This window comes from Bacteroides xylanisolvens XB1A, from assembly GCF_000210075.1.
Taxonomy (GTDB): Bacteria; Bacteroidota; Bacteroidia; order Bacteroidales; family Bacteroidaceae; genus Bacteroides; species Bacteroides xylanisolvens.
In genome coordinates this window covers 1,500,566-1,516,050 of sequence record NC_021017.1, presented here as the reverse complement: position 1 = coordinate 1,516,050, position 15,485 = coordinate 1,500,566, and the positions used below count along the sequence as shown (strand labels likewise).

Genomic DNA, 15,485 nt, shown 5'->3' with positions numbered 1-15,485 from the left:
AGAAAAATATGACACAAAGAAACCTATATATAGCTTTTATATTTACAATTATTAGCGTGTATTCTGTCTCTGCACAGACCAACCGGACCAAAACCTTAATTAATGCAGCACTTCACGGTTGGGAGTATGAAGTTAGAGCCGGATTCAGTATCGGCGGAACTTCTCCTATTCCTTTGCCAGCAGAAATACGATCTATCAACTCTTATAATCCTTCATTAGCCATCAGTTTGGAAGGAAATATGACTAAATGGATAGAGCCAACGAAGAAGTGGGGTATCGTTACCGGAATTCGCTTGGAAAGCCGCAAGATGAAGACAGATGCTACAGTAAAGAATTATAATATGGAAATCATTGCTAGCGATGGCGGACGTTTAAAAGGGAATTGGACAGGAAAAGTTAGTACGAATGTAAATAATTCATATCTCACATTGCCAGTATTAGCCGCTTACAAAATAAACGACCGTTGGCACATGAAAGCTGGTGTATATGCATCATACATATTGGAAAGAGAATTTTCAGGAAATGTGTACGACGGATATCTGCGTGAAGAAAATCCCACTGGTGACAAAGTATCAATTGAGGGCGATAAAAGCGCAAAGTATGATTTCTCGGAAGAGCTTCGCCACTTTCAATGGGGAGTTCAGGCAGGAGCGGATTGGTTGGCTTTCAAGCATCTAAAAGTGTATGCCGATCTCACGTGGGGATTGAATGACATTTTCAAAAAAGACTTCACAACGATAAGCTTCGCTATGTATCCTATTTATCTGAATATAGGATTTGCGTATGCATTCTAACGAAAAATATCATCCTGTTTTATAGCACCATGAGAAAGGGCAGTCCATTTTTGAGGACTGCCCTTTTTATGATGCTATTTTTGTACAAAAGAAATTATTATTATATCTTTATTTCAAGATATTTGTTTCTGCTGATGGTTGCAGAGCGGTAAACATTATTCCAAACTTAACTTCTGTTGTACCATCTATTACCTTCGGAAGACTTTTTAATACTGGCTTCAAAGCTTTAACTAAAGATGCCATATCACCAGCTTGAGCCTCTAGCATTTCCAATAGTCCGTTTACAAACTCTTCATCCTCAAACAACGGTTTTACAGCTTTCAATAGAGGCAATAACACGTCTTCTCCAACATAGACTTTCATACCTCCATTTCCATCTTGCTCATAATAAAGAGGAATTCCTTCACTCAACATCGGAATCAATTTCAGTAACTCTTTAATGTCTACAGAAGATATTCCCGATGCTCGACTTAAAGTTGTAACTGACATAGCCGTATCCATTATTTGCGACAGATTTAAAAAGAGTTTAATCTGATTCTCCTGTTCTCCCATTCTATACATAGCCAAATTCAAATCTGAATCATTCCATTCCGCATCAGCAATACCATTTTTATAAACTGCCTGTATATTTCCATCGGGCAGGAAACGTACTTCCTTCAATATAGCTGATAACAATTGGGGGATTGATTTATTATCAACCACTTTAGCGGTAAAAATAACTCTAACCAAAATACTCCCCCATATCGGATTTGCTGAAGTCTTCCAAACATAATATACAGGTTCGACACTCTTCTGTGGCACCAGATTCCATGAAGTATCAGCAAAGCCATTTTCAGGCAATGCCACGTTCAAGTCCAATTTCAAAAAGCTCTTTGTCGCTGAACCGTTATACCGAATAATACCTCCGTTCTGCTCCTCTTCTCCGGAAAAAGTCACCATGTCACCATCTATATTCAGAGTAACATGAAGTTCAGTTGTCTTTTCTCCCGGGATAACTCCCGGACTCGCAAACTTCAACAGATCTGTTATACCGGCTCTGCTATTCATAGCCACTGAACCTAAAATATCAGATAAATCCACCAAGGCTCCTGACAATATCAATCGGGCTTTGGTTGCATCTGCTGCATCCGGAATAAATTCTACCTTCTTCCCTAACATAGGCTTCCCACTATAAGTCAAAGCCAAACCACTTACATCTGTAAATGTGAAATTCTTTATTGGACACACTATAGTTTCGTCTTTATCGCTACAAGATACAAAACATATTGCCACGCATAAAAGAAAAGTCAAATAGCAAAATAATTCTTTTTTCATTTATTTCTATCTTACTAAAGGATTAATAATAAACAATTTTCCTCACCAAACATTCATTTTACAAAGTAACTAATTTTAATTTACCTACACAAATCTTATTTTTATCAATAGTTGTCAATACATTCCATAATATACCTAAAAACGAAAAAGGTTGGAAGACTAATGGCGTTTCCAACCTTTTTAATTATCACATAAATCCTACTATTATTGTTTCACCAAATCCAAACCAATATCAAAGGTCTTTGTCTCACTCCAGTAACCTGAAATTATTTGTATCAGTATAACCGCTTGAGCAGCCTCTGCTGGAATCAAATTAGCACTAACCAACGCCTCCCATACATAAAGCAAATCATTTTTCATAATTGGGGCTCCATAATCATCTTTTTCTCCTGTGTCACGGAGTATCATAAAAGTATCAAAAGCCGATTTATCCAAATACAAATAAGTTTTTCCACTTTCTTCTTTCTTATTCATCGGAATACCATTTAATGCCCATCCCTGCAACTGACGAATAGAAGCATCAGTTACATTCGCCAAATCAATCTGAAACAAACTTTTCAATAATTCTTTCAACACAGCAGGTTCTCCTGTCAGTACCTGATTGATGATGGTTTCCAAACTGCTTGCATCCTGACCTCCAAGAGCAGCACCCAAAATATTAGTAATATTTAGTTTTACTACTACTTTACCATTACTTTCAGACCATGTAGCAAGTCCGGCAGGTGAATTCACAAATCCCGAAGTGGCAGCCAATGAAGTAATCTCAGATTTTTCTGGAAACATTCCACCCATTAGTCCCGCCATAGCCCAATTCATCAATTTATCTGTACCCTGCAAAGTCGGTTTATCCACATAGGAAGCAATAATATTTCCGTCCTCACTCATCTCAATCGTATTCAACACCTGAGGAAGCATAGTCGCCCCCATCATACGAAACATTCCACTTGCTGCTACTGTAAACGGATCTTCTTTCTTTGCATCCCATTTTGCATACAAAGGACCTGCCTTCGGAAAATTTTTAATAGGGTCATCTCCTTCTGCCACCACAAAATCTGCTGTTTCATAATCACTCAAGCTATACACACCTACCAAAGGATTTACAGGATTGGGAGTGTCCTCATCATCACTACAAGAAATAAACAAAGTTGCTGTACACAATACGGTAAATAAGTAATAAAATAAATTCTTTCTCATTTCTATTCTGCTTTTAATTAATAAACACATCTGTGTGATATTCCCATCACACAGATAATAATATTTAAACGGTTGCAAAATAACTATTATTTTCAGATATCCACAAGGTCTATATTTCATGTTTCTGTTCTATTTTTAAGGAAATACATCTAACATCAACCATGAAAAACAAAACTTTCCGCTGATTATATTCTGTTTTTAATAATCAGCGGAAAGTTACCATTCAAATTTCACATATAAATATATCAATAGAGTCTATTCGTAAGCAATAGTTAGTTTTTCTTAATAGGTAGGAACATGTAAGGATATCACTTTCATTCTAACACCATATATTATAAAATTGTTATCAAGGGAAATGCAGTTGCTACACCCCAAATCTCTCTCACGATTTACAACTGGCCCCTATTCCACCTTAAGCCTCCGGCATCAAAACCACACCCTGCTTCTTCTTTCCATCCATCTTGACCACCATCGGTTTCTCAAAGCGGACATGACGAAGATATTTCGTTTCTTCCACCGCAGGTTGCGCATTGAGGAAGTCCTGATTATACACACCATCATTCATAAAGGCATTGATAGTGAAATATCCAACCCCGAACGAAGTCAGATTCTGAAAGAAATGTGTTCCTTGACTGGGATCTACCCGATAGTTGGTCAGTCCGGCTTCCACAATCACACGGGCAGCCGAGATATGAGGCCACTTCACAGGAATACCGAGCCATGTATCACTGCTTCCCCAACGTCCCGGACCGACAAGCACATAATTCTTTCCTTCATTCAAGAACTGTTGGTTGATCTTTTCTATCTCCCAAGCAATTGCCTGATTGTTAGAGGCACTATAATTATCGGTTTTTACATAGACCACATCATAAATATCATTCATGATACCGTGTCCCAACGAATTATATGAGCGGAGAATCACATCTTCATCCGGTATCTCGTTCAAATCTTCGTCCAGCATTTCTTTACTGTCTACGATAGGACGTATCTGTAACAGATAGAAGGTTCCGGATTTATCATGTTCGCGACTTAACGTTGCTGCAAATTCAATTTCAACCGGACGGCGCATCTCCTGTTCACCATATTTCAAGACCAACTGCAGAATACGAGCCAACGGGAAAACATCATGTTGCAGGATATTGGCAAAAGTAATCACCTTGCGCCCCCCAGGATACAGACCATCTCGGATAATCTGATCGTACGGATCATACGTAGAGGCAATATAACGCAGGGCACCATCGTTTTCCGCCTCTTTGACATGGAGTTTCAGTAAATTGAAACCATCGTCAATAGAAAAATCATGTCCGGCATTTTTTAAATCCAAAGCATAGAAACGGGTCTGGGTCTCTTTCAGAGCGATTTCCATTTCACTGGTTTGCAACACCTGATTGGGATGATAGGGAGAAAAACGAAGGGTCATACCACCGTCTACAATATATTTCCCTAATCCCAAAGCCAGATTAACCGTTCCTTCTTCGGCTTTTTCATCTCCTAAAGGATAATAATTCAGTGAACGAGCCACACCCGACATAGACGGATAATAACGGTCGCCATATTGATTGCCAACTACCTCCTGCAAGATAACAGCCATCTTTTCCTGATCGATCACATTCGAAGTAGCCTGCATATACGCTTTGCTGTCACGGAAATAGACTGATGCATACACCCCTTTGATGGCATCCGAAAGCATGCGCAACATTTCATACCGATCATCCAGATAAGGAATCATGTATGTGTTATAGATTCCTGCAAACGGCTGATAATGAGAATCTTCAAGCAAAGATGAGGAACGGATGGCAATCGGAGATTTCACTACATCGAAGAAAGTAAAGAAGTCCTCCACCAAGCGGTCAGGCAACTTTGCCTTCAGAAAGTATTTCAGAATCGTAGCATCATCCGCATCTGACAGCGCAATCTGATACAGATTATTAGTGTCCATAAATTCATCAAACACATCCGTACAAAGCACCACCGTTTTAGGAATAGCAATACGTGCGTTCTCAAACTCTTCAAACTCCGGATGACGCTTCACCATATTATCAATAAACGCCAGTCCACGCCCTTTTCCGCCCAAAGAACCATCCCCGATACGGGCAAAGTTAGAATAACGGTCGAAACGGTCTCGCTTAAACACAGCCACGACTCCCTGGTTCTTCATCTTACGATACTTCACAATCGCCTCAAAGATGATTTTCCGGTGAGCATCCACATCTTGAAGACTATTCCAGGTAATCGGTTTTAAAAACTCGGCTACCGGGAACATGGCACGAGAATAGAACCAACGCGACACATGATTCCGGCTGATATGATATAAGAAAGACTCCGCAGGTACGGCAAAAAGAATGTTTTGCAGTTCTTTCAGATTCCGGACACGGGCAATCTCTTCCCCGGTAGCCGGGTTACGGAATATAAAATCACCAAAACCAAAATCATCGGAAACGATACGACGCAAATCGACATCCATCTTTTTTGAGTTCTTATCAATAAAGCTAGCGCCGTACTTAGCGGCATAAGACGAATTTTCCGATTCGGACGACTGGATAATCAACGGAACAAACGGATCGTTCTTGCGTATCTCGGCACACAGCTTGATACCTGCCAGACCGTCTTTCTCCCCCCGCTCCACTTTCGGGAAACGGACGTCGGTGATTACTCCTAATATATTATTTTGATACTTATGATAAATTTCCATTGCCTCCTGATACGTACGTGCCAGTACAATCTTAGGCCGCCCGCGCATACGAAGTGTACGCTGGTGCGCATTCAAGGCTTCAGTAGAGAACTCCTGACTCTGCTTCAACACGAACTTATACAGATTCGGCAAAATAGAAGAATAGAAACGAATGCCATCCTCCACCAAAAGAATCAACTGCACACCGACTTCCTGCACATCGTGTTCCAGATTCATCTTGTCTTCTATCAATTTGATAATAGACACCAGCAGGTCGGTATTGCCCAACCAACAGAACACATATTCAAACGCACTCAAATCTTCATTGATAATCCGTTTGGTAATACCATGGCTGAAAGGAGTCAGGATCACGATAGGAATATGCTCATATTTCTCTTTTATATGACGACCGATATCAAAACTGTCATTATCCCCCGTGCTCGGCATACAAATCACCAGGTCGAACGACATATTTTCCAACTGCGCCAATGCTTCCTCCTCTGTGGATACCTGCGAGAAACGAGGCGGATAACGCAAAGATAAAGAGGTGTATTCATTGAAAATCTTCTCATCAATACGCCCGTCATCTTCCAACATAAAAGCGTCATAAGGATTAGCGATTAACAACACGTTAAAAATTCGCCTTGTCATCAGGTTGGCGAATTGTGTATCTTTGAAGTAAAGCTGGTTTAATTTATATTTACTAAGCATAAAGTCATTCTCCTTTCTTATTCCAAATCGTCATATCTCCAAAATCATGTTTCAGCAAATCGTTACTATGAATAATGGCATATTTAAATCCCAAATATTCACTACGAATATCCAACTGTTCTTTTATAACCGGATAATAATATTCTTTCTCACCTGACATATATTCATCAACAACATAAGAAAAGAAATTCATTTTTTGAATAAATTCATCATAAAATCGTTGCTCACGACAATTCCTATAAGATAGTTTTCCATTAAATAATAAATTCAATAACTTTATCGTTGAAAGTACTTCAGAAGTTCTATTATCACTATCAAATATTGCTTTCTGATTAACAAAATCATTTGAATGTTCTATTATAGTTTCGATATCATATTGAGTCGGATCTAAGATATCATCATACTTATTCGACTTTTTATTGTTACAGTATCCACAAGCTACAAATAAGTTTTCCCATGTTTGTTTCAAGTCTCCATTATTGGCTTGCGATTTAAAATGCTCTACTTGATAATCAGTTGTCAAACGCCGTTCGCATAGATAACATTTATCATTCTGATCCATCAGTAATTGTTTGCAGACCTCGTCCGTATTATAACTCTTATCTAAAGTTTGTGGCTTATCTGCATTTTTACAAATTCTAATCATCTTAATTAATTCTTATTTTGCCACTCTCTTTTCAGATCATAATATTTAGCTTTTACAGCAGGAGCAACTGCTTCCGGAATCTTATCAAAATCCTGCAGATACATTTCCAACTCACTTTTATCCGAAATAGAAAGCCGATCGGAACGAATCAATTCTTCCATCCGTTGTAAACGCATTTGAATCTCACTGGAGTCTGTACGAACACCAAAGTAACCTTCTGCTAATGCTTCATAAGAATAATCCGTTAAGTCTTCAATTGGTTCACGATGCTCCAAATCAAAAGCAATAGCATTCTCTAAAGAATTAAGAATAAAAGGGGAATGAGTAGTGACAACAAACTGTATATTAGGAAAAATAGTAGTCAATATCGGCAAAATCACTCGTTGTAGTTCCAAATGAAGATGCGTTTCTATTTCATCAATCAACACAATTCCTTCTTTCTCGTATGCACGGACCACATTATTCTGTGATTGCATTTTTAAAATTAAATCGGCTACAATGTCTAATGCAGCCGAATATCCCGCTGATAGTTCGGTGAATTTAAACGACTTTCCGCGTGTTTGAATAAGGAAAGAGTAATCTTTATAATTGAAATCAAGTTCTAAGGTTGTATCATCAAATATCTGACGAAGAATATTTCGGAAGCCGACAAACCATTGACGAATATAATCAGCATCCTCTGTTTTTCCTTCATTACGAGCTAAGGCCTCTTGCACTTTACAGTCAACCATAAAATTCAAGAACTGATCTACTTTATTATGTTTCAGATCAGTCTTCATCTTCAAATCTGGCTTAACAGGATTCTTAGGTTCTACAAAAAGAGACTTACGTTCATCAGCATAGTAGGCTATAATAAAGTCCTGACTTAAAAAATCCTTAGGTATAGAGTATATATCATGGAATGAAAGTTCTACTTTTCCATAAAATTCTTCAATTCTATTTTTATAATATTCAACGTTATTCTGGCCGGAAGCAATACTTTTCGAATCACCAGTGGTCTCAGCTTGCTGCAACCATGCTTGATTAGACTCTAAATATTTCTTAAAATCTAAGAAACTCAACATCTTATCATTACAAACCTTACTTAAATGCTCCACAATTGCATTCAACAGAATAGTCTTACCACTTCCGTTCTTTCCCGTAATAATCAGATGTTTTTTTTCATTTTCAGAGATTGGTATACAAAAGTTCTCCAAATGAAAAATATGATTAACCTTGATACTCGTAATAAAATTACCCATAGTCCTTTATACTTGATGATTACTTTTGCAAAGTTAATTCTTTAAATCTCATTTTCCATCATCTTCTTTATAAAGTTTACTTGTTTATCTCTTATTATTTTGTAGATTTGTAACTTTAAGTTTATTCAAAAAGACTTTTTATTCACATGAAAAAGGTAACTTTATTAATGAGTGGAATCATGGTGATGTCATGCGCTCCCCAACAAAAAAAGCTGGTTTACCCCGAGACGACAAAGGTAGACACTGTAGATGTGTACTTCGGCACACAAGTTCCCGACCCTTACAGATGGTTGGAAAATGACACCAGCGCAGCCACTACTGCCTGGGTAGAAGCACAAAACAAAGTAACGAATGAGTATCTTAGCCAGATCCCGTTCCGCGAAAACCTGCTGAAACGATTGACAACACTGGCCGATTACGAGAAAATCAGTGCTCCGATCAAGAAACATGGAAAGTATTATTTCAGTAAAAATGACGGTCTGCAGAACCAGAGTGTATTCTATGTGCAGGACTCATTGGACGGCGAACCGCGTGTTTTCCTCGATCCCAACAAACTATCGGACGACGGAACAGTGGCACTGACCGGTCTTTATTTCTCAAACGACGGCAAGTACACCGCTTACAGTATTTCACGCAGCGGTTCGGACTGGTCTGAAATTTATGTAATGGATACCGAAAGCGGAAAACTACTGGAAGACCACATCGAATGGGCCAAGTTCACCGGTGCTGCCTGGCAGGGAGACGGTTTCTATTACAGTGCCTATGATGCACCGTCCAAAGGAAAAGAGTTCTCCAACGTGAACGAGAATCACAAAATCTATTATCACAAAATCGGTGAGCCACAGTCAAAAGATAAACTGATTTATCAGAATCCTGCTTATCCGAAACGTTTCTATACATCGAGCACCAGTGAAGACGAACGGATTCTCTTCCTAACGGAATCCGGCGCCGGAAGAGGTAACAACCTGTTTATACGGGATTTGAAAAAGCCGAATTCACCCTTCATCCAGCTGACTTCAGACCTCGACTACCAATATTACCCAATCGAAGTTATCGGCGACCAGATTTATATTTATACCAACTACGGTGCACCGAAAAACCGGATCATGGTAGCTGACATCAACCGTCCGAAGCTGGAAGACTGGAAAGAGCTCGTACCCGAATCGGAAGCTGTTCTTTCAAATGCGGAAGTGATCGGTGGCAAACTGTTCCTTACTTATGACAAAGATGCCTCGAACCACGCATACGTTTACGGTCTCGACGGTAAACAAATTCAGGAAATCCAACTGCCGTCACTCGGTTCCGTAGGCTTTAGCGGCAACAAAGACGACAAAGAATGTTTCTTCGGATTCACTTCATTCACCATACCGGGTGCTACCTACAAATACGACATGGATCAGAACACCTACGAACTATACCGTGCCCCGAAAGTACAATTCAACTCGGATGATTTTGTGACCGAACAAGTATTCTTCGCCAGCAAAGACGGCGTAAAAATTCCGATGTTCCTTACTTATAAGAAAGATTTGAAGAAAGACGGCAAGAACCCTGTATTCCTCTACGGATATGGCGGCTTCGGCATCAGCCTCAACCCGGGCTTCAGCGCCACGCGCATTCCATTCCTCGAAAATGGAGGTATCTACGCACAAGTAAACCTGCGCGGTGGTAGTGAATACGGTGAAGATTGGCACGTAGCCGGAACTAAAATGCAGAAACAGAACGTATTCGACGATTTCATCTCTGCTGCCGAATATCTGATCGACCAGAAATATACGAATAAAGATAAAATCGCCATTGTAGGAGGTTCCAACGGTGGTCTGTTGGTAGGTGCCTGCATGACACAGCGTCCTGACCTGTTCCGTGTAGCGATCCCGCAAGTAGGTGTAATGGATATGCTCCGCTACCATAAATTCACTATCGGCTGGAACTGGGCAAGCGATTACGGCACAAGCGAAGACAGCAAAGAGATGTTTGAATACCTCAAAGGCTACTCTCCACTGCACAACCTGAAACCGGGCACGAAATATCCGGCAACACTGGTCACTACCGCCGACCATGACGACCGTGTAGTCCCTGCCCACTCATTCAAGTTTGCCGCTACCCTGCAAGCCGACAACGACGGTACCAATCCGACACTGCTCCGTATTGACAGCAAAGCCGGGCATGGCGCAGGCAAACCAATGGCTAAAGTACTGGAAGAACAAGCTGATATTTACGGATTCATCATGTATAATTTAGGAATGAAACCAAAATTCTAAAGCGACACTTCCTATTTATAAACACATAGAAGCCCCGTAACCTGTATTTTACATTACAGGCTGCGGGGCTTTGTGTTTTTCAGCAGAAGAAATTGACATTTTATCATTATTTAATCAAAATATCTGCATTAAAACAAGCAACTTTGAAAAAAATTCCTATATTTGCAGTGAATTAGTTGACATTTTATCAGAATTAACCTTTTAAAACATAGTATCATGAACATCCAGAAAATCATGTCCTCTTTGGAGGCTAAGCATCCCGGTGAATCTGAATATCTTCAAGCAGTGAAGGAAGTTCTTCTTTCTATCGAAGATATATACAATCAACATCCTGAATTTGAAAAAGCTAAAATCATAGAAAGATTGGTAGAACCCGACCGTATCTTCACTTTCCGTGTAACGTGGGTGGATGATAAAGGCGAGGTACAGACCAACCTCGGTTATCGTGTACAATTCAATAATGCAATCGGTCCTTATAAAGGCGGTATCCGTTTCCATGCTTCCGTCAATCTCTCCATTCTGAAGTTCCTCGGTTTCGAACAGACATTCAAAAATGCACTGACCACGCTGCCTATGGGTGGTGGAAAAGGTGGTTCCGATTTCTCTCCGCGCGGTAAGAGTGATGCTGAAATTATGCGTTTCTGTCAAGCCTTTATGTTGGAGTTATGGCGTCACCTCGGACCGGATATGGATGTACCAGCCGGTGATATCGGCGTAGGCGGACGTGAAGTAGGTTATATGTTCGGTATGTATAAGAAACTGACTCGCGAATTTACAGGCACATTCACCGGCAAGGGATTAGAATTCGGAGGCTCGTTGATTCGCCCGGAAGCTACCGGTTTCGGTGGTCTGTATTTTGTAAATCAGATGCTACAAGCAAAAGGTATTGACATAAAAGGTAAGACAGTCGCTATTTCCGGTTTTGGCAACGTCGCCTGGGGAGCAGCTACCAAAGCTACCGAACTGGGTGCCAAAGTGATTACAATTTCCGGTCCGGACGGATATATCTACGATCCGGATGGTATCAGCGGCGAAAAGATAGACTATATGCTCGAACTTCGTTCGTCGGGTAATGACATTGTTGCCCCTTATGCAGAACAGTATCCGAATGCTACCTTTGTAGAAGGCAAGCGCCCGTGGGAAGTGAAAGCAGACATCGCGCTTCCTTGTGCTACCCAGAATGAATTAAATGGAGAAGATGCTCAAAATCTCATAAAAAATGACGTACTTTGCGTCGGAGAAATTTCCAACATGGGATGTACTCCCGAAGCAATCGACCTCTTTATTGAACATAAGACAATGTATGCTCCGGGTAAAGCGGTCAACGCAGGCGGTGTTGCCACTTCCGGTCTGGAAATGTCTCAAAACGCAATGCACCTAAGCTGGAGTGCTGCCGAAGTGGACGAAAAGCTCCATGCAATCATGCACGGCATCCATGCACAATGCGTGAAGTACGGCACGGAACCCGACGGATACATTAATTATGTGAAGGGTGCCAACATTGCCGGGTTTATGAAAGTAGCTCACGCAATGATGGGACAAGGCGTTATTTAGAAGACTTTGTTTAGTTGTATTTGTATTTGTGGTTTGCGCTGCTCGCCTCCTGTGACAGGACGCGGGTAGCGCTATTTTTTTGAGATTAACAATATTTTCGCTGGAATTAATTATCTTTGTGGCATGATAGGTTAAATAATGGTTTGTGAATTTGTTATATCAGATAAATAACTCACAACTAATAATTTACCATTGATAGTTTTGTAATTAATAATCATGTAATAAATAAAAAATGCTACAACCCGAATTGAAATTTCGCCGTGACAAGATTCGCAGTCTGATGGTGTCACAGGGCATTGACGCCGCACTTATCACTTGTAATGCAAATTTAATTTACACGTATGGCTGTGTAGTCAGTGGCTATCTTTACCTCCCCCTTCATTCGCCTGCACTATTGTTTTTCAAACGCCCTAATAATATCACAGGAGAACATTCGTTCTCGATTCGCAAACCGGAACAAATCGTTGACCTGTTGAAAGAACAAGGATTGCCGATGCCAACCAAACTGATGTTAGAAGGTGACGAGCTCCCTTATACGGAATATTGCCGTCTGGCCAGCCTGTTTCCGGAAGCAGAAGTTGTAAATGGCACCCCGTTGATTCGTCAGGCACGCAGCGTAAAAACACCTGTAGAAATTGAGATGTTCCGCCGTTCGGGCATTGCCCACGCCAAGGCATACGAGCAGATTCCAAGCGTATATCGCCCCGGTATGACGGACATCGAGTTTTCCATTGAAATAGAACGCCTGATGCGCTTGCAAGGTTGCCTCGGAATTTTCCGGGTATTCGGACGCAGCATGGAAATATTCATGGGTAGCGTACTGACCGGAGACAATGCCGGATACCCCTCGCCCTATGATTTTGCTTTAGGTGGACAGGGACTTGATCCTGCTTTGCCGGGAGGAGCAAATAAAACTCCGCTAAAGGAAGGTCAGAGCGTTATGGTGGACTTGGGAGGTAACTTCAACGGCTACATGAACGATATGAGCCGTGTATTCTCAATAGGAAAGCTGCCCGAAGAGGCTTACACCGCCCATCAGGTTTGTTTGGATATTCAGGAAAAGATTGCTTCCATCGCCAAACCGGGCATTGCTTGTGAAGTGCTTTACGACACAGCTGCCGAAATAGCCAAAGAAGCCGGATTTGCCGACAAATTTATGGGAACAGGGCAACAAGCCAAGTTTATCGGCCACGGTATCGGACTCGAAATTAATGAAGCTCCGGTATTGGCTCCCCGCATGAAACAACAATTAGAACCGGGCATGGTCTTTGCCCTCGAACCGAAAATCGTTATTCCGGGTGTAGGCCCCGTAGGTATTGAAAACTCTTGGGTAGTAACCAATGAAGGAATAGAAAAGCTGACGAACTGCAATGAAGAAATCATTGAATTAAGTTAAACAGATGATGAAAAAGATGTGTCCGTTCTTTGCCGGACACATCTTTTTCTACTAATAATAACACACTTAACCCCCAAAAACAATGAAACAACCTTTCATTCTAACCCTTATGTCCACTGTTACCTGCGCTGCAACAGCCACTAACAAAGCACCGGAAAACACTACACCGCCCCAATCAAATACTCCACCCAATATTCTTTTCATTCTCTGCGATGACATGGGATATGGAGATTTAGGCTGTTACGGTCAACCATTTATCCGCACCCCTCATATAGACACGATGGCGAATGAAGGTATGCGTTTTACACAGGCATACGCCGGCAGTCCCGTCAGCGCGCCTTCCAGAGCTTCATTCATGACAGGGCAACATTCAGGCCACTGCGAGGTGCGAGGCAACAAAGAATACTGGAAAAATGTACCGATCGTGTTGTATGGGCAAAACCAAGAATATTCGATAGTAGGACAACACCCTTATGATTCCGACCATGTAATCTTACCGGAAATAATGAAAGACAATGGCTATACCACGGGTATGTTCGGCAAATGGGCGGGAGGATATGAAGGCTCGCGTTCTACTCCCGACAAACGGGAAATAGATGAATACTACGGTTACATCTGTCAATTTCAGGCTCATCTCTACTATCCCAATTTCCTGAACCGTTATAGTAAAGCGTTGGGCGACACCGGAGTGGTGCGGGTGGTGATGGATGAAAACATCAAATATCCGATGTATGGTCCCGACTACCAGAAACGTCCGCAATACTCGGCCGACATGATTCATCAGAAAGCATTGGAGTGGCTGGACCAACAAGACGACCAACAACCGTTTTTCGGCATATTGACTTACACCTTACCTCATGCGGAACTCGTTCAACCGGAAGATTCCATCCTGAATGAATACAAAGCCAAATTCAACCCGGACAAAGAGTTTAAAGGAAGCGAAGGCTCACGATACAATGCTATTACGCACACTCATGCTCAATTTGCAGGAATGATTACCCGGCTGGATTATTACGTGGGTGAAGTCCTGAAAAAGCTGAAAGAGAAAGGGCTGGACGAAAACACATTGGTTATTTTCTCCAGTGACAACGGCCCTCACGAAGAAGGCGGAGCCGATCCTACTTTCTTCGGCAGAGACGGAAAGCTGCGCGGATTAAAACGCCAGTGTCATGAAGGAGGAATACGTATTCCGTTTATCGCGCGTTGGCCGGGGCACATACCAGCAGGTAAAGTGAACGATCACATCTGTGCTTTTTATGATTTAATGCCTACATTCTGCGAAGTGATCGGCATCAAGGACTACGAAAAGAAATATGGCAATAAAGAAAAAGAAGTCGATTATTTCGATGGGATTTCTTTTGCTCCCACACTGCTGGGTAAGAAAAAGCAAAAGAAACATGATTTCCTGTATTGGGAATTTGATGAAACAGACCAGATTGCCGTACGCATGGACGATTGGAAGATGGTGGTAAAAAAAGGAACACCGTTCCTCTACAACTTAAAAACGGACATTCACGAAGATACTGATATAGCACTCCAACATCCGGACGTTGTAGAAAAGATGAAAGCTATCATCTTCGAACAACATACGCCCAATCCATATTTCTCGGTGACGCTACCCAAACAGTAAACGTACGGATAAAGAAATAATGAGTAATCAGCAGTTAGAAAGCAAGGTTTCATTCATTTCAGTACAGTTCTTAATT

Annotated in this window: 10 protein-coding genes; 5 read left to right on the top strand and 5 right to left on the bottom strand. The window is 41.2% G+C overall.

Translation table 11 applies throughout. The features are described from left to right. The first annotated feature begins 8 nt into the window (after window positions 1-8). Window positions 9-794 carry a porin family protein gene (locus tag BXY_RS06260; RefSeq protein WP_004317272.1) on the top strand — a complete coding sequence of 262 codons (786 nt, stop codon included), beginning with the start codon at window positions 9-11 and terminating at the stop codon, window positions 792-794. 108 nt (window positions 795-902) lie between these two features. Here BXY_RS06260 and BXY_RS06255 read toward each other — a convergent pair whose 3' ends face one another. The 5 genes from BXY_RS06255 to BXY_RS06235 form a co-directional block, all read right to left on the bottom strand. Continuing rightward, the gene (locus BXY_RS06255) at window positions 903-2,108 is read right to left on the bottom strand and encodes a DUF4925 domain-containing protein (protein WP_015531472.1); all 1,206 of its coding nucleotides are present in this window, start codon (window positions 2,106-2,108) and stop codon (window positions 903-905) included. A 204-nt stretch (window positions 2,109-2,312) separates the two neighbouring features. Continuing rightward, complete coding sequence (locus BXY_RS06250) at window positions 2,313-3,302, bottom strand: DUF4925 domain-containing protein (protein WP_229096982.1); 990 nt, start codon at window positions 3,300-3,302, stop codon at window positions 2,313-2,315. Window positions 3,303-3,714: 412 nt separating this feature from the next. Continuing rightward, entirely contained in the window at window positions 3,715-6,684 is a 2,970-nt protein-coding gene (locus tag BXY_RS06245) for a PEP/pyruvate-binding domain-containing protein (RefSeq protein ID WP_015531471.1), read from the bottom strand. 4 nt (window positions 6,685-6,688) lie between these two features. Next, window positions 6,689-7,330 (bottom strand): HNH endonuclease, encoded by a 642-nt coding sequence (locus BXY_RS06240; RefSeq protein WP_008641201.1) that lies wholly within the window; start codon window positions 7,328-7,330, stop codon window positions 6,689-6,691. A 5-nt stretch (window positions 7,331-7,335) separates the two neighbouring features. Next, window positions 7,336-8,571: an AAA family ATPase gene (locus BXY_RS06235; protein WP_008641200.1), complete on the bottom strand. Its 1,236-nt coding sequence runs from the start codon at window positions 8,569-8,571 to the stop codon at window positions 7,336-7,338. Between the two features lie 146 nt (window positions 8,572-8,717). Here BXY_RS06235 and BXY_RS06230 point away from each other — a divergent pair, with 146 nt between their 5' ends. From BXY_RS06230 to BXY_RS06215, 4 genes are all read left to right on the top strand, one after another. Further along, window positions 8,718-10,829, top strand: coding sequence for a prolyl oligopeptidase family serine peptidase (locus BXY_RS06230; protein ID WP_015531470.1), 2,112 nt, complete (start codon window positions 8,718-8,720; stop codon window positions 10,827-10,829). 216 nt (window positions 10,830-11,045) lie between these two features. Continuing rightward, complete coding sequence (gdhA, locus tag BXY_RS06225) at window positions 11,046-12,383, top strand: NADP-specific glutamate dehydrogenase (protein ID WP_004317267.1); 1,338 nt, start codon at window positions 11,046-11,048, stop codon at window positions 12,381-12,383. Between the two features lie 232 nt (window positions 12,384-12,615). Beyond that, window positions 12,616-13,779, top strand: coding sequence for a M24 family metallopeptidase (locus tag BXY_RS06220; RefSeq protein ID WP_015531469.1), 1,164 nt, complete (start codon window positions 12,616-12,618; stop codon window positions 13,777-13,779). Window positions 13,780-13,861: 82 nt separating this feature from the next. After that, window positions 13,862-15,409 carry an arylsulfatase gene (locus BXY_RS06215; protein WP_118196000.1) on the top strand — a complete coding sequence of 516 codons (1,548 nt, stop codon included), beginning with the start codon at window positions 13,862-13,864 and terminating at the stop codon, window positions 15,407-15,409. The last annotated feature ends 76 nt before the right edge of the window (window positions 15,410-15,485 follow it).

Excerpts from the sequence above, each read along its gene's own strand:
- BXY_RS06220 (WP_015531469.1), top strand. The coding sequence starts at position 12,616 with ATGCTACAACCCGAATTGAAATTTCGCCGTGACAAGATTCGCAGTCTG.
- BXY_RS06240 (WP_008641201.1), bottom strand. The coding sequence starts at position 7,330 with ATGATTAGAATTTGTAAAAATGCAGATAAGCCACAAACTTTAGATAAG.
- BXY_RS06250 (WP_229096982.1), bottom strand. The coding sequence starts at position 3,302 with ATGAGAAAGAATTTATTTTATTACTTATTTACCGTATTGTGTACAGCA.
- BXY_RS06230 (WP_015531470.1), top strand. The coding sequence starts at position 8,718 with ATGAAAAAGGTAACTTTATTAATGAGTGGAATCATGGTGATGTCATGC.
- BXY_RS06245 (WP_015531471.1), bottom strand. The coding sequence starts at position 6,684 with ATGCTTAGTAAATATAAATTAAACCAGCTTTACTTCAAAGATACACAA.
- BXY_RS06260 (WP_004317272.1), top strand. The coding sequence starts at position 9 with ATGACACAAAGAAACCTATATATAGCTTTTATATTTACAATTATTAGC.
- gdhA (WP_004317267.1), top strand. The coding sequence starts at position 11,046 with ATGAACATCCAGAAAATCATGTCCTCTTTGGAGGCTAAGCATCCCGGT.
- BXY_RS06235 (WP_008641200.1), bottom strand. The coding sequence starts at position 8,571 with ATGGGTAATTTTATTACGAGTATCAAGGTTAATCATATTTTTCATTTG.
- BXY_RS06255 (WP_015531472.1), bottom strand. The coding sequence starts at position 2,108 with ATGAAAAAAGAATTATTTTGCTATTTGACTTTTCTTTTATGCGTGGCA.
- BXY_RS06215 (WP_118196000.1), top strand. The coding sequence starts at position 13,862 with ATGAAACAACCTTTCATTCTAACCCTTATGTCCACTGTTACCTGCGCT.